We start from the raw sequence: 17,967 nt of genomic DNA, 5'->3' as shown, positions 1-17,967 counted from the left end.
CAAAAATAACCATAAAAATCCGAGGTACTCCCTGTGGCCGTTGATATCGAAGATAGCCGCTCCGCGCGCTTTGCCTTGCGCTGTTCAAGCTTTGCCGAACGCTGGTTCCCCGACTCCTGGGTGTTCGCTGCGTTGGCGGTGATCATTGTCGCGCTGGCCACGCTGGCCATGGGCGCCAAGCCCACCGATGCCGCGATGGCGTTCGGCGACGGGTTCTGGAGCCTGATCCCGTTCACCATGCAAATGGCCTTCGTGGTGATTGGCGGGTACGTGGTCGCCAGTTCGCCACCTGCGGTCAAACTGATCGACAAACTGGCGCGCATCCCGAAAAACGGCCGCTCCGCCGTGGCCTGGGTCGCGCTGATCTCGATGGTCGCCTCGCTGTTGAACTGGGGCCTGTCGCTGGTGTTCGGCGGTTTGCTGGTGCGCGCCCTCGCCCGCCGCACCGAGCTGAAAATGGATTACCGCGCAGCCGGCGCTGCGGCGTATCTGGGCCTCGGCGCGGTCTGGGCGCTGGGCCTGTCGTCATCGGCGGCGCAATTGCAGGCCAACCCGGCCAGCCTGCCGCCGGCGATCCTGTCGATCACCGGGGTGATTCCGTTCACCCAGACCATCTTCCTCTGGCAGTCCGGCGCCATGCTGCTGGCGCTGATCGTGATTTCGATCATCGTTGCTTACGCCACCGCGCCCGGACCGAACTCTGCGCGCGACGCCAAGGATTGCGGCATTGACCCGGCGTTCAACCTGCCACCGCTGCAACCGCGCACCCGGCCCGGCGAATGGCTGGAGCACAGTCCGCTGCTGATCATTCTGCTGGTGTTGCTGGCGGCCGGCTGGCTGTTCCACGAGTTCTCGAGCAAACCGGCGATCACCGCGATTTCCGGGCTCAACACCTATAACTTCCTGTTCATCATGCTCGGCGCCCTGCTGCACTGGCGCCCGCGCAGCTTCCTTGATGCGGTGGCCCGCGCGGTGCCGACCACCACTGGCGTGCTGATCCAGTTCCCGTTATACGGCTCGATCGCCGCGCTGCTGACCACGGTCAAAGGCGCCGATGCGCAGACGCTGGCGCATCACATCTCAACGTTCTTCGTCAGCATCGCGTCCCACGACACCTACGCGTTGCTGATGGGGGTGTACTCGGCGATTCTCGGCTTCTTCATCCCGTCCGGCGGCGGCAAGTGGATCATCGAAGCGCCATACGTGATGCAAGTCGCCAACGATCTGCAATACCACCTCGGCTGGGCGGTGCAGATCTATAACGCCGCCGAAGCGCTGCCGAACCTGATCAACCCGTTCTACATGTTGCCGCTGCTGGGTGTGCTCGGGTTGAAGGCGCGAGACCTGATCGGCTTCTCGTTCGTGCAATTGCTGGTGCACACGCCGTTGGTGCTGTTCTTGCTGTGGGTGCTGGGGACGACATTGGCATATACGCCGCCGGTGATGCCGTAGATTGACGAGGTTGCACCTGCCTCATGGCAGGTGCAATCAATGTTGCTCGCAGGGCAGGAATCTCAACAGCTCAGGCAAAGCAACCTGAACCGTGTCCCAGACGACATCCAGATTAATGTCGAAGTAGCCATGAGCGATTCGGTTACGCATCCCGCGCATGCTGCGCCAGGGAGTTTGAGTGTTCTGAGCCGCGAATTCCGGAAACCGATCCATTATTTTGGTTGCCGCCTCGCCAATGATAACCAGGCTCATGATGACCGCTTGTTGCGTCCGTTTGTCGTCGACGAATTCTTCCTTGCTCAGACCTTCGACGAAGACCAGCGCATCGCTCGCAGCTTGACGCATATGTTCAAGGTAATCGCCGAGCCGGTTCTCGATCATACGGGACGGGCCTGTTCAAGAACCTGCTGACGAAATTTCAGCGGAAGGTCTCCCGGCGTCAACAGGTCGACGGTAACGCCCAGCAAATCTTCAAGCTCAACCTGAAGCCCGCCGAGATCAAACAAGGTGGCACCGGGCAATGGATCGACCAACAGATCAAGGTCACTGCCTTCCATATCGGTACCCAGCACCGTTGAGCCGAACACGCGCGGATTGGTCACACGGAATCTGCCGACAACCTCACGAACGGCAGCTCGTTGCAGATCAAGAGCAATGGAAGGCTTCATGGTTCACTCAGGCCAGTTTCTATATCGCAGCAGTCTAGCAGTGCCGAGGGACCGTAGACACCGCACCATTTTGTAACCCAACCGTCACATTCAATTGTTAGCGTCCGCCCGAAACAAACTGAAACAATTAAGCTGAGCGGGCTGACAGATGAAAGACGAAACAGACGGCACTGACGCACCTGAATCCGACAACCCCACCGACACCAGCCGCCGCCGCTTCCTCGGCGGTGTTGCCGTCCTCGGCGTGGGGGCCACGCTCGCCGGCTGCGGTAACGCCAGCAACCCGCCGGGCAAACCGGTCGAGCGCCCGCTGACGCCAGCCGAGCTGGACAAGGCCCTGCGCGAGCAGGTGAAAACCGTGGTGGTGATCTACGCCGAGAACCGCAGCTTCAACAATCTGTTCGGTGATTTCCCCGGTGTCGAGAAACCACTGTCAGCGCTCAAGCCTGCCGATTACCAGCAACGTGATCGCGACGGCAGCCTGTTGCAGGCGCTGCCGCCCGTCTGGGGCGGCGTGTTGCAGATCGGCCCGCAAACCCTCGATGGCGTGACCTATCCCAGCGCCACGCAGTTTCAGGAAAACCTGCCCAACGCACTGTTCGCCCTCAAAGGCCCGAACGGCGAAGACCTGCCGTTCGGACTGGTCACCCGCGACTTGTGGCACGTGTTCTATCAGAACCAGATGCAGATCAATGGCGGCAAAAACGATGGCTTCGTCGCCTGGGCGGATTCTGGTGGGCTGACCATGGGCCATTACGCCCAGAGCCGTTATTCCCTGCGTCTGTGGGACGTGGCCCGGGAATTCGTACTGTGCGACAACTTCTTCCAGGGCGCTTTCGGTGGCTCGTTCCTTAATCACCAATACCTGATCAGCGCCACCGCGCCGTTCTATCCGGATGCGGCCAATTCGGTGGCCAAGTCGCAGATTGCCGCGCTGCAAAGCAATGATCCGACCGATCCGCGCCTCAAGCCGCTGGAGCAGTCACCGACCAGCGCCATGACCGGCCCGCCGCAGTTCGGCCCGAGTGCGCTGACCCCGGACGGCTACGGTGTGAACACCCTCGCCCCGCCGTACTGGCCGACATGGATTCGCGACCCGGAGCGTCCGGCGTACTCCAAACCGGATCTGCCCAACGTGATGGTGCCGCAGACCCATGAGCACATCGGCGACAAGCTGTCGAAAAAGAACGTCGACTGGGCCTGGTACGCCGGCGCCTGGCAAGCGACGCTGGAGCAGTACAAGGACTCGGACGGCATTCCGAAGATCCCCAACTTCCAGTATCACCACCAGCCGTTCAACTACTTCAAGCAGCAAGGCCCGGAGAACCCGCAAGAGCGCAGCAAACGCCTGCGCGATGCCGGTTTGGGTGACGAGTCGAGCAGCAACAAGTTCTTCGCCGATGCCGAGGCCGGCAAGCTGCCGGCGGTGAGTTTCTATAAACCGCAAGGCAACCTGAACATGCACGCCGGGTATGCCGACGTGGCTTCCGGCGACCGGCACATCGTCCGCGCCCTGAAGGTGCTGCGCGAAAGTCCGCAGTGGAAAAACATGGTGGTGGTCGTGACGGTCGATGAAAACGGCGGCTGGTGGGATCACGTGGCGCCGCCCAAGGGTGATCGCTGGGGGCCGGGGTCGCGGGTGCCGGCGCTGGTGGTGTCGCCATTCGCACGCAAGGGCACGGTGGATCACACGGTCTACGACACGGCGTCGATCCTGCGCCTGATCACCCGGGTGTTCCAACTGGAAACCCTCGACGGCCTCAGGCAGCGCGATGAGGCAATGATCGCCCGTGGCCAGAAACCGATGGGCGATCTGACCAACGCCCTGCATTTTCAGGCCTGAAAACCCCGTCCTGCGGGCTGACGCAAAAATCCGTGAATGACCGCTTCTCTGTGCAACACGGCTGATCCAATATGAAGCGCCCCAAAACCCCGGGGAACCCACGCTGAAAAGGATCTGAGCATGTTCAAACTCGCAGGATTTACCCCCGCAGCACTTACCCTCGCCGCGCTCACCCTGAGCGCGGCTGCCCACGCCGATGTGGATCTGAAGCTGGGCAGCGCCGAGCGCGTCACCCGCCTCTTCGCCTACCCCAACAACTGCAGCGTGATCTGCTATCGCAACTGGTCGCTGGAGCAGACCGTCGCGCATTACCTGAGCCAGAGCGTGCAGCGCGATGGCTACAGCAATGCCAAGGTGTTGGTGAAGAACGATAACGGGCAGATTTACGCCGAGATCAGCGGCGTTCCCGAAGGCTACGACAAGCCGCTGTCGGCGCTGCTGGACGCCGGTGATCTGGCCTATACCGGCGCCAGCAAGCTCAATGCCGATGGCAAATGGGCGTACAGCTGGTATCTGTTCCTGCCATTGGGCATGGCCCTGGAAAACCGCAAGAGCGTCGAACTGCTGCACTTCCCGCCGGACTATTCACTGACTCAGGCACAGGATTACCTGCGCTCGAACACCACCGACCGCTGGGCCACGCTGTTGACCGCCAACGGCATCCCGGCCGACCAGACGCCGGCCTATCAGACCATCATCGACATCGCGCCAATCGCCGCGCCGTCCAACGCCGGCAGTGATCTGGAGGGTGTCTACGACTACTTCAAGGATTACCAGACCACGCTGGTCAAGCAGTTCAGCCAGACCAGCGCCGGCACCACCCTGCCGATGGTCGCGTTCGGTGCGCCGGTGCGTAACTGGATCAAGCAGCAATACGGGCCGACGGTGGGCGTTTTGGGTCTGGCGACCATCAGCCCGAGTGCTGGAGTGAACCTACCGGTGTTGGGATCGAACCATCCGAGCTACATCTGGTACGCCGCCGACCCGGATAGCTACAACGGCGATGAAGCAAAAGCCGATGCCGCCGGACTGAAAGTCATGGGCCAGGACTTGAGTGCCGCCTGCTGGCAGGCCGGGATGGGCAGCAAACCCGGCACCGACGCGAAAACCCTGCTTGATAGCTGCACGCAAACCTGGCAAGTGACGCAAAAGGTCAAGACCTGCGAATTGTTCTACACCTCAATCCGCAACCTGACCCCGGCCCAGGCTTCCGCCAAGTGCTCGACCACCCCGGTCAAAGCCCAGTTGCAACAGCTTCAGGGCGAATTGCCGGACACCGCCGTTCCTGCACCACACCTCTGATCCGCTGAAAAAGCTTCCCGTTTCAGTCAATGCTGACGCGGGGAGCAGCCAATTACCCCTGTCAGATCTGACAGTAGACGGTAAGCGGTATACGCGGGAGGATTGGATCCAAACATGTTGCAGCGCTGACAGGACGTCAGACCAGGGAAGTCGCAGCATTTTGCCGACAGGGACCGTTATGAATAATCACGCCCATCAACACAACATCCCACGCGACGCGCCCGGCATCTACCCGTTTGCCGGATTGCCGGTGCGTCTGGGTTTCCCATCCACCGAGGATTTCGAAATCGTGCAGGACCACCATGGTCACGCGGCAGTGGTGGCGCGCCGGGCGTTCTTGCGCATAACCCGGATGTGTCGGGTGTCCGGGCAACTGCTGCCCTATCGTTGTCGACAGACGCGCCAGTTACTGGCCGGCATCCATCTCTACGACCCGCGCTTTTGCGGGTTACTCGAACACGCCTGCGATCCGAATGTATTTCTGGACATGAGTGAGCTGTGGCTGTGGGCACTACGCGACATTCAACCGGGTGAACGCCTGACCATCGACTTCGCCGCCACCGAAGACCGCTTGTTGCAGCAGTTCGCCTGCAACTGCGGTTCGCCACGCTGTCGTGGCTGGATCACCGGATACGATGAACCACCCACGATTGAGGGCCAGCAGTTTTTGCAACGCTGGCGGCATCCACACTGATCGGGATTACACCGCCCCGACCGGACGCAGACGGTATTGCGGCGGCAGTTGCTCGAAACCGCTGATGGTGGTGTTCAGGCTTTTCCAGCGGCCGTCCTTGATGCCGTAGATGCAGCCGTGAATCGACAGGCTCTGGCCGCGATGCCAGGCGTTCTGGATGATGCTGGTGTGGGCGACGTTGGCCACTTGCTGGACGACGTTGAGCTCGCACAGCCGGTCGACCTGTTCTTCCTCGGTCGGCAGCTTGGCCAGTTCGTCACGTTTTTCGTAGTACAGGTCACGGATCGAGCGCAGCCAGCCATCGATCAGGCCGAACTGGCGATCCTGCATCGCAGCGCGCACACCGCCGCAGCCATAGTGGCCGGTCACGAGGATGTGTTTGACCTTGAGCACATCAACCGCGTACTGGATCACCGACAGGCAATTGAGGTCGGTGTGCAGCACCACGTTGGCGACGTTGCGGTGTACGAACAGATCGCCCGGCAGCATGCCGACGATCTCGTTGGCCGGTACACGTGCGTCGGAGCAGCCGATCCACAGATATTCCGGGGTCTGCTGGCGCGCGAGTTTGGCGAAGAAATCCGGGTCTTCCTTGGTGATCGCGTCAGCCCAACGCTCGTTGTTATCAATCAGGTCTTGTAAGTCGTGCATGGTTAAGGCCTCAAGAAAGATGCGCTGGTATGACAGACGACCGCCCATCGGGGTCACGCAAGAACCGCAGGTGTTTTTCTTTGGAATTCTCGGGTGCCCGGTGAGTCCACTCAGTAAGGCCCACAGTATGAGGATTTGCCATGACTGATTCACGACGTCCGTACGATGCGGTGCAACCGGAACCCATTGATGACAACGAAGACCGCATGGGCTCGGTGCACGAGCTGGATTTCGACGAAGACGAACCCAGCGCGAAAATCGGCGACGAGATTCCGGAACGTGAACGCGAGCAACTGATGCCCGCTGAACGAGTGCGTGAGGCCGGGCTTACCGGCGCATCGACTGCAGACCACGAACCGACCGACGATGACTTGAGCCCGGAAACGCTGATTCATGAAGATGGCGCGCGGGATGCTGCAGAAGCAGGCGAAGGCAATCAGGCCGATTGGGACCTGAGCATTGTCGACGAAGATGACATCGGCGGGGGTAATGGGCTGGATGAGGCGGAGCTGGCGCGGCGTGATCCGCTGGATGGCAATCGCTGATCTGTATTGCCTGTAAGGACGCCTTCGCGAGCAAGCCCGCTCCCACAGGGATTTGAGGCACGACTCAAAACCAACGTGGTAGCGGGCTTGCTCGCGAAGCTTTTAAACAAGATCAGTCAACCAACGTGCAGGCCATGACCACAGCATCCTCGCGTCCACCCACCGCCGGATAATAATCCCGCCGCCGGCCAATCTCGTTGAAGCCATAACGCTCGTACAACCTGAACGCAGCCTTATTGCTGTCCCGCACTTCCAGGAAGCATTCCCGGGCAGAGGCCGCGTATGCCCGCGACATCAGATGCTCTAGCAGCGTCAGCCCCAGCCCACGCCCCTGATTCTCCGATTTGACCGTGATATTCAGCAGATGCGCCTCGTCGAGAATGATCTGCACGACCCCGTGGCCGACCTGCTGCTGGCCTTCGAACATCAGCCAGATCTGGTATTTGCCCAGCCCGTCGAGAAAAATCCCGCGCGTCCAGGGATGGCTGTACGCCGCGTATTCGATCTTCAATACCGCGTCCAGGTCCGCCTCGGTCATCGGGCGGAACGATACAGCTTCACTCATTCGATGGTTTCCAGCGCGCCATCAGCCGACGCATGGCTTGCCACACAGCGGCCTTGCGCTGTGGCTCTTCCATTAACAATTCCAGACCCGGAATGGCCCAGGCCAGGCCCAGGCCTTCAATCTGCAATTCACTGTTGAACGCTTCGGCGTCCGCTTCACCGGCAAAGCGCACCGCTGGCAGGCCGATCAGCCACAGGCAGGCGCAGGGTGCCGCTTCCATTTGTACCGAGAGGAAGCCCTGAACAAAGTCGCGCGCGGCTTCCGGGCCCTGATCCATAGTGCCGCGATTCAGCCACGGCCAGCGCACCGGCTCGCCGACGATTTGTGGCGCATCCGGCAAACCGGCGGCGCGCAACATGTCTTTAAGCAGCAGATAGGCCGGATCGCGGCTCTGGAACGCTTCGCCTGTGGGTAACTCGACCAGCAGCAGACAAGCCCCGGCGCGCAGCAATTGCAGGGCAAAACGCGGTGGCGGCACGGGCGCGGGCTTGGCGACAACCGGCGCCTCTTCGACCTCTTCTACCGGTTTGGCGCCATTGCGGGTACTGGCGAGCGACGGGCGCGGTACTTCGATCTTCGGCCGTTCGACCGGACGGGCGGCAGGCTGCACCGGAGCTTCGGCCTGCACAACCGGCATCACCACGACCTCTGGTTCAGGCTCGGGCATCTCCAGCAGTTCGGGCCGCGACGGGGCGGCGAAAGGCAATTCGGTGCGCGGCAGCCAGTTGACCACCTGCATGGCGTTCAAATAGGCGCGGCGGCGGGACTCGATAAGCAAAGGGTCGGCCACTTGTGGATAACTGAAGTGGGCTGATTCTACAGCCCTTCGTTCAAGATCGCTTGCTGTTGATCGATAGCCTTTACCTGGGCTCGCTCCTTTAGAAAATGCGACAGCCCGTCCCGAGAGTGAATCGCATCCCTCCTGATGCAGTACAATCGCCGCTTTTAATCGCCAACCAGCCGGCCATTCCGATGATCGAACCCAAGCGCGTCTTGCGCGCCCTCGCTGAACACTGGGCACTTCTGGAGCCACTGTGCGAGCACTTCGACCAGGGCACCCTGAGCCTCAACGAACTGCGCACGCAACTGGCCGCCCGACAACTGGACAGCACGCCTCAGGACATCACCAGCCTGCTCGACGTGTGGATTCGCCTGGACATTCTGGTTCCCGTGGCGAAAAGCCCGAACCGTTTCGAGCTCAACGCGCAGATCCACGACTTCCTCGCCTACCTGCGCCGTGAGCACCGTCTGGGCCTGTGCCTGGAGATCGAAGCCTACTTGCGTCACCTCGAACGTCTGGCCGGCTACATTCAGGACGCGTTCGATGTGCGCGACGGCAACGACCTCGCCCGTCAACTGCGTTTGCTCGACATGCGCGTGCGCGATGTGCTGAAAAAACTCGACAACGACGAACAGGCACTGGTAGCCGTGGCCGAACGGGCCAAGACCAGCGACCGGCAGATTCCGCTGCGTCAGCGTTACGCCGAAGTACTGGCGACCTGGGACGAATACGTTGAGCCGATGATCGATCTGGTGAACGCCGACGGCGCCTTCGAACAAGGCGTGCGCAAGGTCGAAACCGTGCTGCTGAAGATGCTCAGCGAACAGCAACGCCTCGGCCATCTGGTCGATGACGACATGCTGCTGCGCACCCACGCGCGCATCCTCGAAATGCAGACCAGCGCCCAGTTGACCCTGCGTCACGCCCGCGAACTGCTGCTGCCGCTGCGTGAAGAAGCGCGTCGCCACAACGCCGTGACCCGTGGTGCTGCGCTGGCGCTGGCGGCGATTCGCCGCAAAGGTATCGATGCCGTGCCGCAAGCGGCGATGCCGCTGTTCACCCGGCCGCAAAGCACCTTCCTCGGCAGCGCCAGTCAGGTCGAAGCCTACGTCTATGCCCTGGCGCGTTTCGAGCCGAAACCGGCGCGTTTCCCCAAGGCGCACAAGACCCAGAAATCCGGCGATGCCCCGCGTGCACCGCGCACCGTGCGCGAGATGGTCGAGCGTTGCGAAGAGTCCCTGCCAATGCCGGATCTGATGACCTGGCTGCTGGAGCAGGAACCGGACGGCGCCACTGACGAATTGCTTTACTGGTTCTCGCGCCTGTCGCGGGAAAAACGCTTCAAGCGCGAGCGTCTGGAACGCCGCGAATACCACACTCACGAGCACCAGGTCAGCCTGCGCTCCTTCGCCCTGCTCTCGGCCCGCGACTCCGCCGCCGAGGATTCTGCGAGCATCCCCAATGCATCTTGATCTATCCGAACTGTCCCAACTGGCGCCGATCTTCCGCGAGCTGTTCAAGGGCTATCATGTCAGCCGCCGCGACCCGGAACTGTACGCGCAACTGTCAAACTTCCAGGATCAATACCGCACGCTGTTCAAGGCGCTGGGCTTCGAGCTGGTCTGCGACACCCGTGGTTTCTACTACTTCGTGCCGGACATGGCCGCTGCGGCGGTGAACAAGACCGCTCAGCGTCTGGCGCTGTTCACCTTCATTCTCGTCGAGCATCTGGCCGATCAGGGCCGCGATCCGATCGCCGTGCTCGACGGTGGCAGCCTCGGCCGTGAAGAACTGCCGTCGTTGCTGGATAAATACCGCGACCTGTTCATCCAGGCCGAAGTGCAGACCGTCGAAGAACTCGAAGAAAAAATCATGCGCCGCATGACTCAGCTCGGTTTCGCCGGTGAAGAAAACGGCGTGTACCGCTTCCTGCCACCGATGCACCGTTTCCTCGACGTTTGCCTGTCGGTGCAGCAGGACCGCGATCTGGCAGCCAGCGTACACAGCGTGCTGCCGCTGCCGGCACCGGTGCTGATCGACGAAGCCGCCGAAGCCAAATTCCTCGAAACCGACGATCCGCTCGATCTTTCCGAATTTGACGAAGAAAGCGAAGAAGACGCACTGGCTAGAGCCATTGCCGAAGAACAGGAGTCCGACGCATGAGCCAGGAACGCTACGGCATCCGCCGCTTTGCCCTTTTGAACACCGCCGGTTACAGCCTCGGTCTGTTCCCGCTGGAAGAACCGCTGTCGGTCTACGGCGCGAACAACCTCGGTAAATCCGCCTCGATCAACGCTCTGCAGTTCCCGATTCTGGCGCGCATGTCGGACATGAGTTTCGGCAAGTACAGCCTGGAACAATCGCGACGTTTCTACTTCGCCTCCGACACCAGTTACATCCTTGTCGAAGTCAATCTGCCGCACGGCCCGCACGTGATCGGCGTGGTCGGTCGCGGCCCGGGTGGTGGTTTCGGTCACCAGTTCTTCGCTTACGCCGGCAAGCTCGACCTGGCGCATTACCAGAAGAACGACACCTGCCTGCGGCAGAAAGAGCTGTTCAGCAACCTTGAGAAAGAAGGCCTGAAAGCCTACGAACTCAAGCCTGATGAATTGCGTCGTCTGCTGGTTGGCGGGCACACCTCTATCCCGCTGGACCTGACCCTGATCCCGCTGCGCTCCACCAGCGAGCAGAGCCTGAAAACCTTCCGCGCACTGTTCATCAACCTGCTGCACATGCGCGAAATCACCGCGGCCAAGCTCAAGCAGTTGTTCCTCGATGCCTTCGAACACAGCCTGCGCTCCGGCAGCGTCGACTACATCGCCGCGTGCGAAGAAGCCTTCCGCGATGTGCGCCGGATGGAGCAGGACTACAACTCGCTGGTCGCTGCCGGACCGCTGGTCGAAGCCTTGGCCAACGGCGTGAAACAGCGCGACGTGCTGCGCGGCAAGCTGCATCGCCTGTCGCCGCTGCTCGACTCGTTGCTCGGCACCTGGTCGGACTACGCCACGGCACGCAAGGAAGAGCTGACGATTCAGGCCGAGCACTACCGTCGCGAGCAGGATGATCTGCAAAACGATCAGCGCGGTGGCACGCAGGAGCTGATGCGGCTGGAGCGGGAGATCTCCGGCATTCAGCGCTGGCTTGGCGAGTTGTCGGTACTGAAGAACCGCTTCGCGCTGGTCGATGACGTCAAAGTGCTGGAGCAGCAGCTGCTCGCGGCCAAGGACGCGCACGACGAATTGGCCGGTGCGCTGGCACAGTCCCGGCAGTTCAGCGCCGAAGATCTGGAAGAGCGTCTGCGCGATCTGGAAAAACGTCTGAAGTCGGTGAAGCAGCAACTCGATCACGCCGACAACAACAGCTACGCGCGCCTGCGTGAGGAGTTCTCGCAGCAGGACGTCGAGCGCCTGATGCGCCTGTTCAATAGCGCGCTGTTCAGCCTGCCGCTGGGCGAACACGGCATCACCCTCGACGAGGATGGCGAGTGGGTCAAATCGGTCGAGCTGATCCTCGATGGCTTCAAGGGCGAGCGCTTCGAAGTGCCGGGCCTGTCGATCGACATCTCGCACATCGAGCCGCCGGCGCTGCAAGCGCTGGCCGACCGCGCTGCGCTGCGTGACCAGAAAGAGCGTCTGGAAAAAGAGCTCAAGCAGCTCAAGACCCAGCAAGCCGTGGCCGCCGACCGCGCCGCGAGCAAGACCCAGACCGAAGCGCTGTACCAGCAAGTGCTGGATGCGCAGAAAGCCCTGGAAGATTTCCGTCGCACCCAGACCCTGAGCGCCGAAGAAGGCGACAAGCTTGAGCAACTGGCGCAGATGGAAGCCGCGCAGGACGAACTCAAGCGCTCCAGCGATGCGTTCACCGAGCGCGTCCAGCAACTGTCGGCCAAGCTGCAACTGGTCGGCCGGCAGATAGCCGACATGGAAGCCAAGCAGCGCACCCTCGACGACGCCCTGCGCCGCCGTCAGCTGCTGCCGGCAGATCTGCCGTTCGGTACGCCGTTCATGGATCCGGTCGACGATTCGATGGACAACCTGCTGCCGCTGCTCAACGACTATCAGGACAGCTGGCAAGGCCTGCTGCGCGCCGACGGTCAGATCGAAGCGTTGTACGCGCAGGTGCGCCTCAAAGGCGTGGCCAAGTTCGACAGCGAAGACGACATGGAGCGTCGTCTATCGCTACTGATCAACGCTTACGCACACCGTACCGACGAAGCCCTGACGTTGGGCAAGGCGCGGCGTGCGGCGGTCACCGACATCGCCCGGACCCTGCGCAACATCCGCAGCGACTACGACAGCCTCGAGCACCAACTGGCGCTGTTCAACCGCGAGATCAACAAACGTCAGGTGTCCAACCTGCAGAGCTTCCGCATCGTCCTGGCGCCGAACAAGGAAGCGCTCAAGCACATCGACCAGATCATCCACAGCGCCGGCCAGTACGAAGAAGGCGAAACCCTGTCGGTGTTCGATCTGAGCCAAAGCGCGGAGCAGGACAACAAGAACGAAGAGGCCAAGGAATACCTCGCACGGCTGGTGGCGGCGAACCACAACCAGCTCGGCCTCAAAGACTTGTTCGAACTGGCGTTCGAGATCACCAAGGTCAACGGTCAGCCGGTGATCCACACCGACATCGACGGCGCGGCCTCCAACGGCACCACCATGACCATCAAGGCGCTGACCAACATGTACTTGTTGCTGCACTTGATGGATCGCGACCTGGCCGGTCGTGTGCGCCTGCCGTATTACCTCGACGAGGCAGCGGACATCGACGAGAAGAACCAGGCAGCGCTGCTGGAAACCAGCCTGCAACTGGGCTTCGTGCCGATTCTGGCGAGTGTGAAGCCGCAGGTCTGCGCCAGTGTCGCCATCGACCTGGAAGGCGGCAGCGGCCCGGCGGGGATCTACATCGATGAGGCGGACTGGAAGTACATCCGCCGGCATGATGTGGTGAAGGCCACCATCAATGTGCAAGCCGATGAGCCGGAGCTGGATGAGGTTTGACCGGCTTTAGCTGAAGGCAAAAAAAGGGCCGCGATCTGTTGGGATCGCGGCCCTTTTTTATGGCTGGGGATTTGTGCTGACTTTTAGTGCCCTATCGCGAGCAGGCTCACTCCTACAATTTGGAACGCGTTCCCCTGTAGGAGTGAGCCTGCTCGCGATGGCGCCACTTCAGACACCACAGAATTACTTACCGAGCGAAATCTTCGGCGCCCAGGTCAGCCACTCATCCTCGAACTTGTCGAACAGCGGGAACGTTTGCTCAGGCCGTGCCGGGTTGCCCATGCGTTCACCGTCTGGCGTGGCGAAGGCGATACCACCCTGAATCGCCGTCTCCAGCGACTCCGTGCGTACCGTCAGGCCGTTGAACAAGCCGATGTCGAAACCGACGCCGCTGGTGTTCCAGAATCGGCTGCCACTGCGCACCAACGGCGCGTATTTCGGCTCGATCAAAATGTGCACCAGCACCCGGTCGGCCGTCTGGCCCAGTTCATAACCGGTGACCTTGCCCACGGTAATTTCGCGATAGGTCACGGGTACGCCCGGTTTCAGCGAGCCACGGCGCGCGGCGCTCAGCACCAGACTCAAACCGGCCTCTTGTTTGCTCGCTTCCGGCGGATTGGCCAGCGCAACGAAGTTCTTCTGCGGGCCGAGGTTTTTCGCCGCCGGCTGCACTTCCACATATTGCCCGGTGACCAGGGTTTCCAGATTCTGGGTCTTGATCAGCCCCAACTCCGGCTTGACCACCCAGAACTGACTGCCGACCCGGGCGATCTTCTCCGGCACTTCAGTGATTCGTGCGGTGATCATTACCGATTGCAGATCATCGGTGAGATCGACGTCTTCAATCTTGCCGACATCCAGCCCTTTGAATCGAATTGGTGTACCCGGGCGCAGACCATCGGCGCGATCAACCTTGATCGTCACCACAGTGCCTTTCTGGTTGGCTTCATCATGGTTGGCGAACAGACGGAAGCGTGGAATACGCTTTTGCAGCGGCGCCTTGGCTTGCGGCGTTTCGAAAGCGATACCGCCAGCCATCAACGTTTGCAACGACTCGCTCTTGACCTGAATCCCGCCGGTCAGACCACCGGTGAGGGTGATACCACTGACATTCCAGAAGCGCGTAGAAGCGTTGACCAGGTTCTCGTACTCCTTCTCGATATGCACGCCGATGACGATTTGTTTTTTGGTCTTGGAGAACTGATAGCTCTGTACCGAACCGACCTTGACCTGCTTGTACAAAATCGGGCTGCCGACGTCGATCGAACCAAGAACGTCGGTGAACAGCACCAGGTGCAGACCCGGTGCGCGCAGGTCCAACGGCGGCGCTTTTGGCCGCGCCTCGAATTCGCGTTTCGGTGCGGCACCTTTGTCGCCCGGACGCACAGCGATGTAGTTACCTTTCACCAACGCTTCGAGCCCGGTGATACCGGCCAGGGAAATCGACGGCTTGACCACCCAGAACTGCGTGCCCTCCACCAGATAGTCTTCCGCCAGAGGATCCAGCGTCAGCTCGGCCGTGGCGCTGTTCAGATCCGGATCGATTTTCAACGCTTTCATGTTGCCGACTTGAATACCCTTGTACATCACCGGCGTACGACCGGCCTGCAGGCCTTCGAAGTCACTGAGTTTGACTTTGACCCGAATGCCGGCAGCGGCAGCGTCGAAGTCTTCATAGAGACGGAACGGCAGGCTTGGATCGGTAGGCGGACTGTCCTTGCGATTCTCCGGAGTAGCGAAGGCAATACCGCCGGCGACGATGCTTGCCAGAGACTCGCTGCGTACTTTCACCCCGGACAGGTTGGCGTCGATGCTGATGCCGCTGGCATTCCAGAAACGTGTGTGTTTGCGCACCAGTTTGGCGTAGGTCGGCTCGATGAACACTTTGAGCTCCACGGTGCTCTGGTCTTCAGACAGCACGTAGCTTTTGATCTGACCGACTTTGATCTGCTTGTAGAACACCGGACTGCCGCGGTTAAGCGAGCCGAGGCGATCGGCCTTGATGGTCAGGTGCAGGCCAGGCTTGGAGTCCGACAGCGGCGGCTCCTCGGCCAGCGCCTTGAACTTGCGGGTCGGTTCACCTTCACCGGGACTGATGGCCACGTAGTTACCTGAAACCAGGGTTTCCAAACCGGTGATACCGGCCAATGTCACGCTCGGTTTCACCAGCCAGAAACGCGTGCTGGTCTTGAGGTATTGCTCGACGTCCTTGTTCATCTCGACAGTGGCAATCACCCCTTTGGAGTTGCCCTCGTCATCAAGTTTGAGCGTCTTCACCTTACCCACCGGCATGCCCTTGTAGACCACTTCGGTCTTGTTGGCCTGGATGCCTTCACCGCTTTCGAAACGCACCTGAATCTCGATGCCGGTTTCGTTATAGGCACGCCAGCCGAGCCAGCCGCCAATGATCAGGGCAATCAGAGGCAGTACCCAAATGGCAGACCAGTTGGAGGCCGGTCGGGTTTTCGCTACAGGCAAATCAGTCATGGTCGTCGTCCGACTCCGTGTTATCCCAAATCAGTCGGGGATCGAAAGTTACTGCGGCAAGCATCGTCAGAATCACCACACTGGCGAAGGCGATGGCGCCAAGGTTGGCTTCGACACTGGCAAGCCGGCCGAAGTTGACGACCGCCACCAGAATGGCGATCACAAATATGTCGAGCATCGACCAACGACCGATGAACTCGATGAAGCGGTACATCCAGATCCGCTGCCGCGCGGACAACGGCTGACGCCGCTGCACCGAAAACAGCAGCAGTGCGATGCCGACCAGTTTGAAGGTCGGCACCAGAATACTGGCGATGAACACCACGGCGGCAATCGGGATCATGCCGTGCTGCACCAACTGGATCACGCCGGACATGATGGTGCTGGGATCGCCCTGCCCCAGCGAGCTGACCGTCATGATCGGCAACACATTGGCCGGTATGTAGATGATCGCGGCCGTGATCAGCAGCGCCCAGGTTCGGGCCAGACTGTTCGGGCGACGAGCGTGAACCAGCGCACCGCAGCGGGTGCAGGTTTGCACATCGGTGTCCGTATCCTGCCTGTTCAACTCATGGCATTCGGTACAGATCAGAATGCCCGCATCAATCGCCCGCATGGGCATCCTCTCCTGATAACGCCTGCCAGATCTGATGCGGTGACATCACCACTTCCAGCCAGACCTGAACCAACAACAAACCAATGAAACATGCCAGACCGAGGCCGACGGTGATGGCCGCCATGTCCGCCAGTTTGACGATCGCCACAAGGACCCCCATGAGGTAGACCTCAAGCATGCCCCAGTCTTTGAGGTGGTGATAAATGCGGTAGAGCAATAAGCCGTAACTGCGTCCGACGTTGAATCGAATCGTCAGCAAAACGAATAACTGGCACAGCAACTTCAGCAACGGAATAGCCATACTGCACAGAAATACAACGATCGAAACGCCCTGCATGTCCGTATTGAACAAGCCGAGCACGCCGCTCCAGACCGTATCCTGCGAAGATTGTCCGAGGATATTGAGTTGCATGATGGGTAAAAAGTTTGCCGGGATATACAGCAATAATGCTGCGATCACCAAGGCAAGGCTGCGCTGCACCACATTATGGCGATGCGCGTACAACTCGTAACCGCAGCGCGGGCAGAGTGCTTTCTCGCCATGGGCAAGCTTGGGCTTGCGCATCAGCAGGTCGCACTCATGACAGGCCACCAAGTCTTCCAGCGGTAAATCTGACAGCCCCTGGGCGTCAACCGGATTTGACATAAAGGCTCTGGCTCCGAAAAAGATGGGGCTATTCTAGTGTTCTGATTCGAAAATAACTGTGCAAAATTGTTCGTTGCCTAAGTAAAAATACTTTCCTGCAGGCAAAACAAAACCCCAACTGCTTTCGCAATTGGGGTTTCGGAATTTAATCTTGACGATGACCTACTCTCACATGGGGAAACCCCACACTACCATCGGCGATGCATCGTTTCACTTCTGAGTTCGGGATGGGATCAGGTGGTTCCAACGCTCTATGGTCGTCAAGAAATTCGGGTACTGACTCGTGGCACGTTGGCCTCGCTTCAGCAAATCGGGTATGTGATACAGGTGTTTGTGAGCATCGCGAACTTTCGGTTCATTGCGTCTTCACACACCGCAATCTGGTCTCTTTCGAGCATTCAGATTGCTTGGGTGTTATATGGTCAAGCCTCACGGGCAATTAGTATTGGTTAGCTCAACGCCTCACAGCGCTTACACACCCAACCTATCAACGTCGTAGTCTTCGACGGCCCTTCAGGGAACTCAAGGTTCCAGTGAGATCTCATCTTGAGGCAAGTTTCCCGCTTAGATGCTTTCAGCGGTTATCTTTCCCGAACATAGCTACCCGGCAATGCCACTGGCGTGACAACCGGAACACCAGAGGTTCGTCCACTCCGGTCCTCTCGTACTAGGAGCAGCCCCTCTCAAATCTCAAACGTCCACGGCAGATAGGGACCG

Annotated in this window: 16 protein-coding genes and 2 rRNA genes; 8 read left to right on the top strand and 10 right to left on the bottom strand. The window is 60.2% G+C overall.

Annotated features, from left to right (window positions below; all coding sequences use genetic code 11):
• Positions 1–33 precede the first annotated feature (33 nt).
• Positions 34–1,452, top strand: coding sequence for a short-chain fatty acid transporter (locus tag CKW11_RS05625; protein WP_095136793.1), 1,419 nt, complete (start codon positions 34–36; stop codon positions 1,450–1,452).
• A 36-nt stretch (positions 1,453–1,488) separates the two neighbouring features.
• On the opposite strand, the gene CKW11_RS05620 is transcribed toward CKW11_RS05625, so the two are convergent.
• Positions 1,489–1,833: a DUF86 domain-containing protein gene (locus tag CKW11_RS05620; RefSeq protein ID WP_095136792.1), complete on the bottom strand. Its 345-nt coding sequence runs from the start codon at positions 1,831–1,833 to the stop codon at positions 1,489–1,491.
• Positions 1,830–2,120 carry a nucleotidyltransferase family protein gene (locus tag CKW11_RS05615; RefSeq protein ID WP_095136791.1) on the bottom strand — a complete coding sequence of 97 codons (291 nt, stop codon included), beginning with the start codon at positions 2,118–2,120 and terminating at the stop codon, positions 1,830–1,832. Before CKW11_RS05615 ends, CKW11_RS05620 begins: the two co-directional genes overlap by 4 nt.
• Positions 2,121–2,268: 148 nt before the next feature.
• On the opposite strand from CKW11_RS05615, the gene acpA reads away from it, so the two are divergent.
• The 3 genes from acpA to CKW11_RS05600 all read left to right on the top strand — a co-directional run bounded on the left by acpA (position 2,269) and on the right by CKW11_RS05600 (position 5,959).
• Complete coding sequence (acpA, locus tag CKW11_RS05610) at positions 2,269–3,963, top strand: acid phosphatase (protein ID WP_095136790.1); 1,695 nt, start codon at positions 2,269–2,271, stop codon at positions 3,961–3,963.
• Between the two features lie 120 nt (positions 3,964–4,083).
• On the top strand, positions 4,084–5,265 hold the full coding sequence (locus CKW11_RS05605) for a hypothetical protein (RefSeq protein ID WP_095136789.1): 1,182 nt from the start codon (positions 4,084–4,086) through the stop codon (positions 5,263–5,265).
• A 178-nt stretch (positions 5,266–5,443) separates the two neighbouring features.
• Positions 5,444–5,959 (top strand): SET domain-containing protein-lysine N-methyltransferase, encoded by a 516-nt coding sequence (locus CKW11_RS05600; protein WP_095136788.1) that lies wholly within the window; start codon positions 5,444–5,446, stop codon positions 5,957–5,959.
• 6 nt (positions 5,960–5,965) lie between these two features.
• Here CKW11_RS05600 and can read toward each other — a convergent pair whose 3' ends face one another.
• The gene (gene can / locus CKW11_RS05595; protein WP_095137378.1) at positions 5,966–6,610 is read right to left on the bottom strand and encodes a carbonate dehydratase; all 645 of its coding nucleotides are present in this window, start codon (positions 6,608–6,610) and stop codon (positions 5,966–5,968) included.
• 140 nt (positions 6,611–6,750) lie between these two features.
• On the opposite strand from can, the gene CKW11_RS05590 reads away from it, so the two are divergent.
• Positions 6,751–7,155 (top strand): serine kinase/phosphatase, encoded by a 405-nt coding sequence (locus tag CKW11_RS05590; protein WP_095136787.1) that lies wholly within the window; start codon positions 6,751–6,753, stop codon positions 7,153–7,155.
• Between the two features lie 112 nt (positions 7,156–7,267).
• Here the strand turns inward: CKW11_RS05590 and rimI are convergent, their stop codons facing one another.
• On the bottom strand, positions 7,268–7,720 hold the full coding sequence (rimI, locus tag CKW11_RS05585) for a ribosomal protein S18-alanine N-acetyltransferase (protein WP_095136786.1): 453 nt from the start codon (positions 7,718–7,720) through the stop codon (positions 7,268–7,270).
• Complete coding sequence (locus tag CKW11_RS05580; protein ID WP_095136785.1) at positions 7,713–8,459, bottom strand: energy transducer TonB; 747 nt, start codon at positions 8,457–8,459, stop codon at positions 7,713–7,715. Before CKW11_RS05580 ends, rimI begins: the two co-directional genes overlap by 8 nt.
• Before the next feature lie 233 nt (positions 8,460–8,692).
• Here CKW11_RS05580 and mksB point away from each other — a divergent pair, with 233 nt between their 5' ends.
• The 3 genes from mksB to mksF are packed head-to-tail and all read left to right on the top strand — an operon-like array spanning position 8,693 to position 13,501.
• A complete protein-coding gene (gene mksB / locus CKW11_RS05575) occupies positions 8,693–9,973 on the top strand; it encodes an Mks condensin complex protein MksB (RefSeq protein ID WP_177439982.1) in 1,281 nt (426 codons plus the stop codon).
• Positions 9,963–10,664: an Mks condensin complex protein MksE gene (gene mksE / locus CKW11_RS05570; protein ID WP_095136783.1), complete on the top strand. Its 702-nt coding sequence runs from the start codon at positions 9,963–9,965 to the stop codon at positions 10,662–10,664. Before mksB ends, mksE begins: the two co-directional genes overlap by 11 nt.
• Positions 10,661–13,501, top strand: a complete 2,841-nt coding sequence (gene mksF, locus CKW11_RS05565) for an Mks condensin complex protein MksF (RefSeq protein ID WP_095136782.1) — start codon at positions 10,661–10,663, stop codon at positions 13,499–13,501. Before mksE ends, mksF begins: the two co-directional genes overlap by 4 nt.
• A gap of 183 nt (positions 13,502–13,684) precedes the next feature.
• Here the strand turns inward: mksF and CKW11_RS05560 are convergent, their stop codons facing one another.
• The 5 genes from CKW11_RS05560 to CKW11_RS05540 all read right to left on the bottom strand — a co-directional run.
• Entirely contained in the window at positions 13,685–15,988 is a 2,304-nt protein-coding gene (locus CKW11_RS05560; protein WP_095136781.1) for a PqiB family protein, read from the bottom strand.
• Positions 15,981–16,604 (bottom strand): paraquat-inducible protein A, encoded by a 624-nt coding sequence (locus tag CKW11_RS05555; RefSeq protein ID WP_047599125.1) that lies wholly within the window; start codon positions 16,602–16,604, stop codon positions 15,981–15,983. The genes CKW11_RS05560 and CKW11_RS05555 overlap by 8 nt, the downstream gene beginning before the upstream one ends.
• Positions 16,591–17,250 (bottom strand): paraquat-inducible protein A, encoded by a 660-nt coding sequence (locus tag CKW11_RS05550; RefSeq protein WP_095136780.1) that lies wholly within the window; start codon positions 17,248–17,250, stop codon positions 16,591–16,593. The genes CKW11_RS05555 and CKW11_RS05550 overlap by 14 nt, the downstream gene beginning before the upstream one ends.
• A gap of 149 nt (positions 17,251–17,399) precedes the next feature.
• A 5S ribosomal RNA gene (gene rrf / locus CKW11_RS05545) occupies positions 17,400–17,515 on the bottom strand.
• A 153-nt stretch (positions 17,516–17,668) separates the two neighbouring features.
• Positions 17,669–17,967 (bottom strand): 23S ribosomal RNA (locus tag CKW11_RS05540); the annotation flags it as partial.

The sequence above is a fragment of the Pseudomonas sp. Irchel s3a10 genome, assembly GCF_900187525.1.
GTDB classification, from domain to species: domain Bacteria; phylum Pseudomonadota; class Gammaproteobacteria; order Pseudomonadales; family Pseudomonadaceae; genus Aquipseudomonas; species Aquipseudomonas koreensis_G.
Note: the sequence above shows the minus strand (reverse complement) of the source record. Positions and strands in the feature narration are given on the sequence as shown.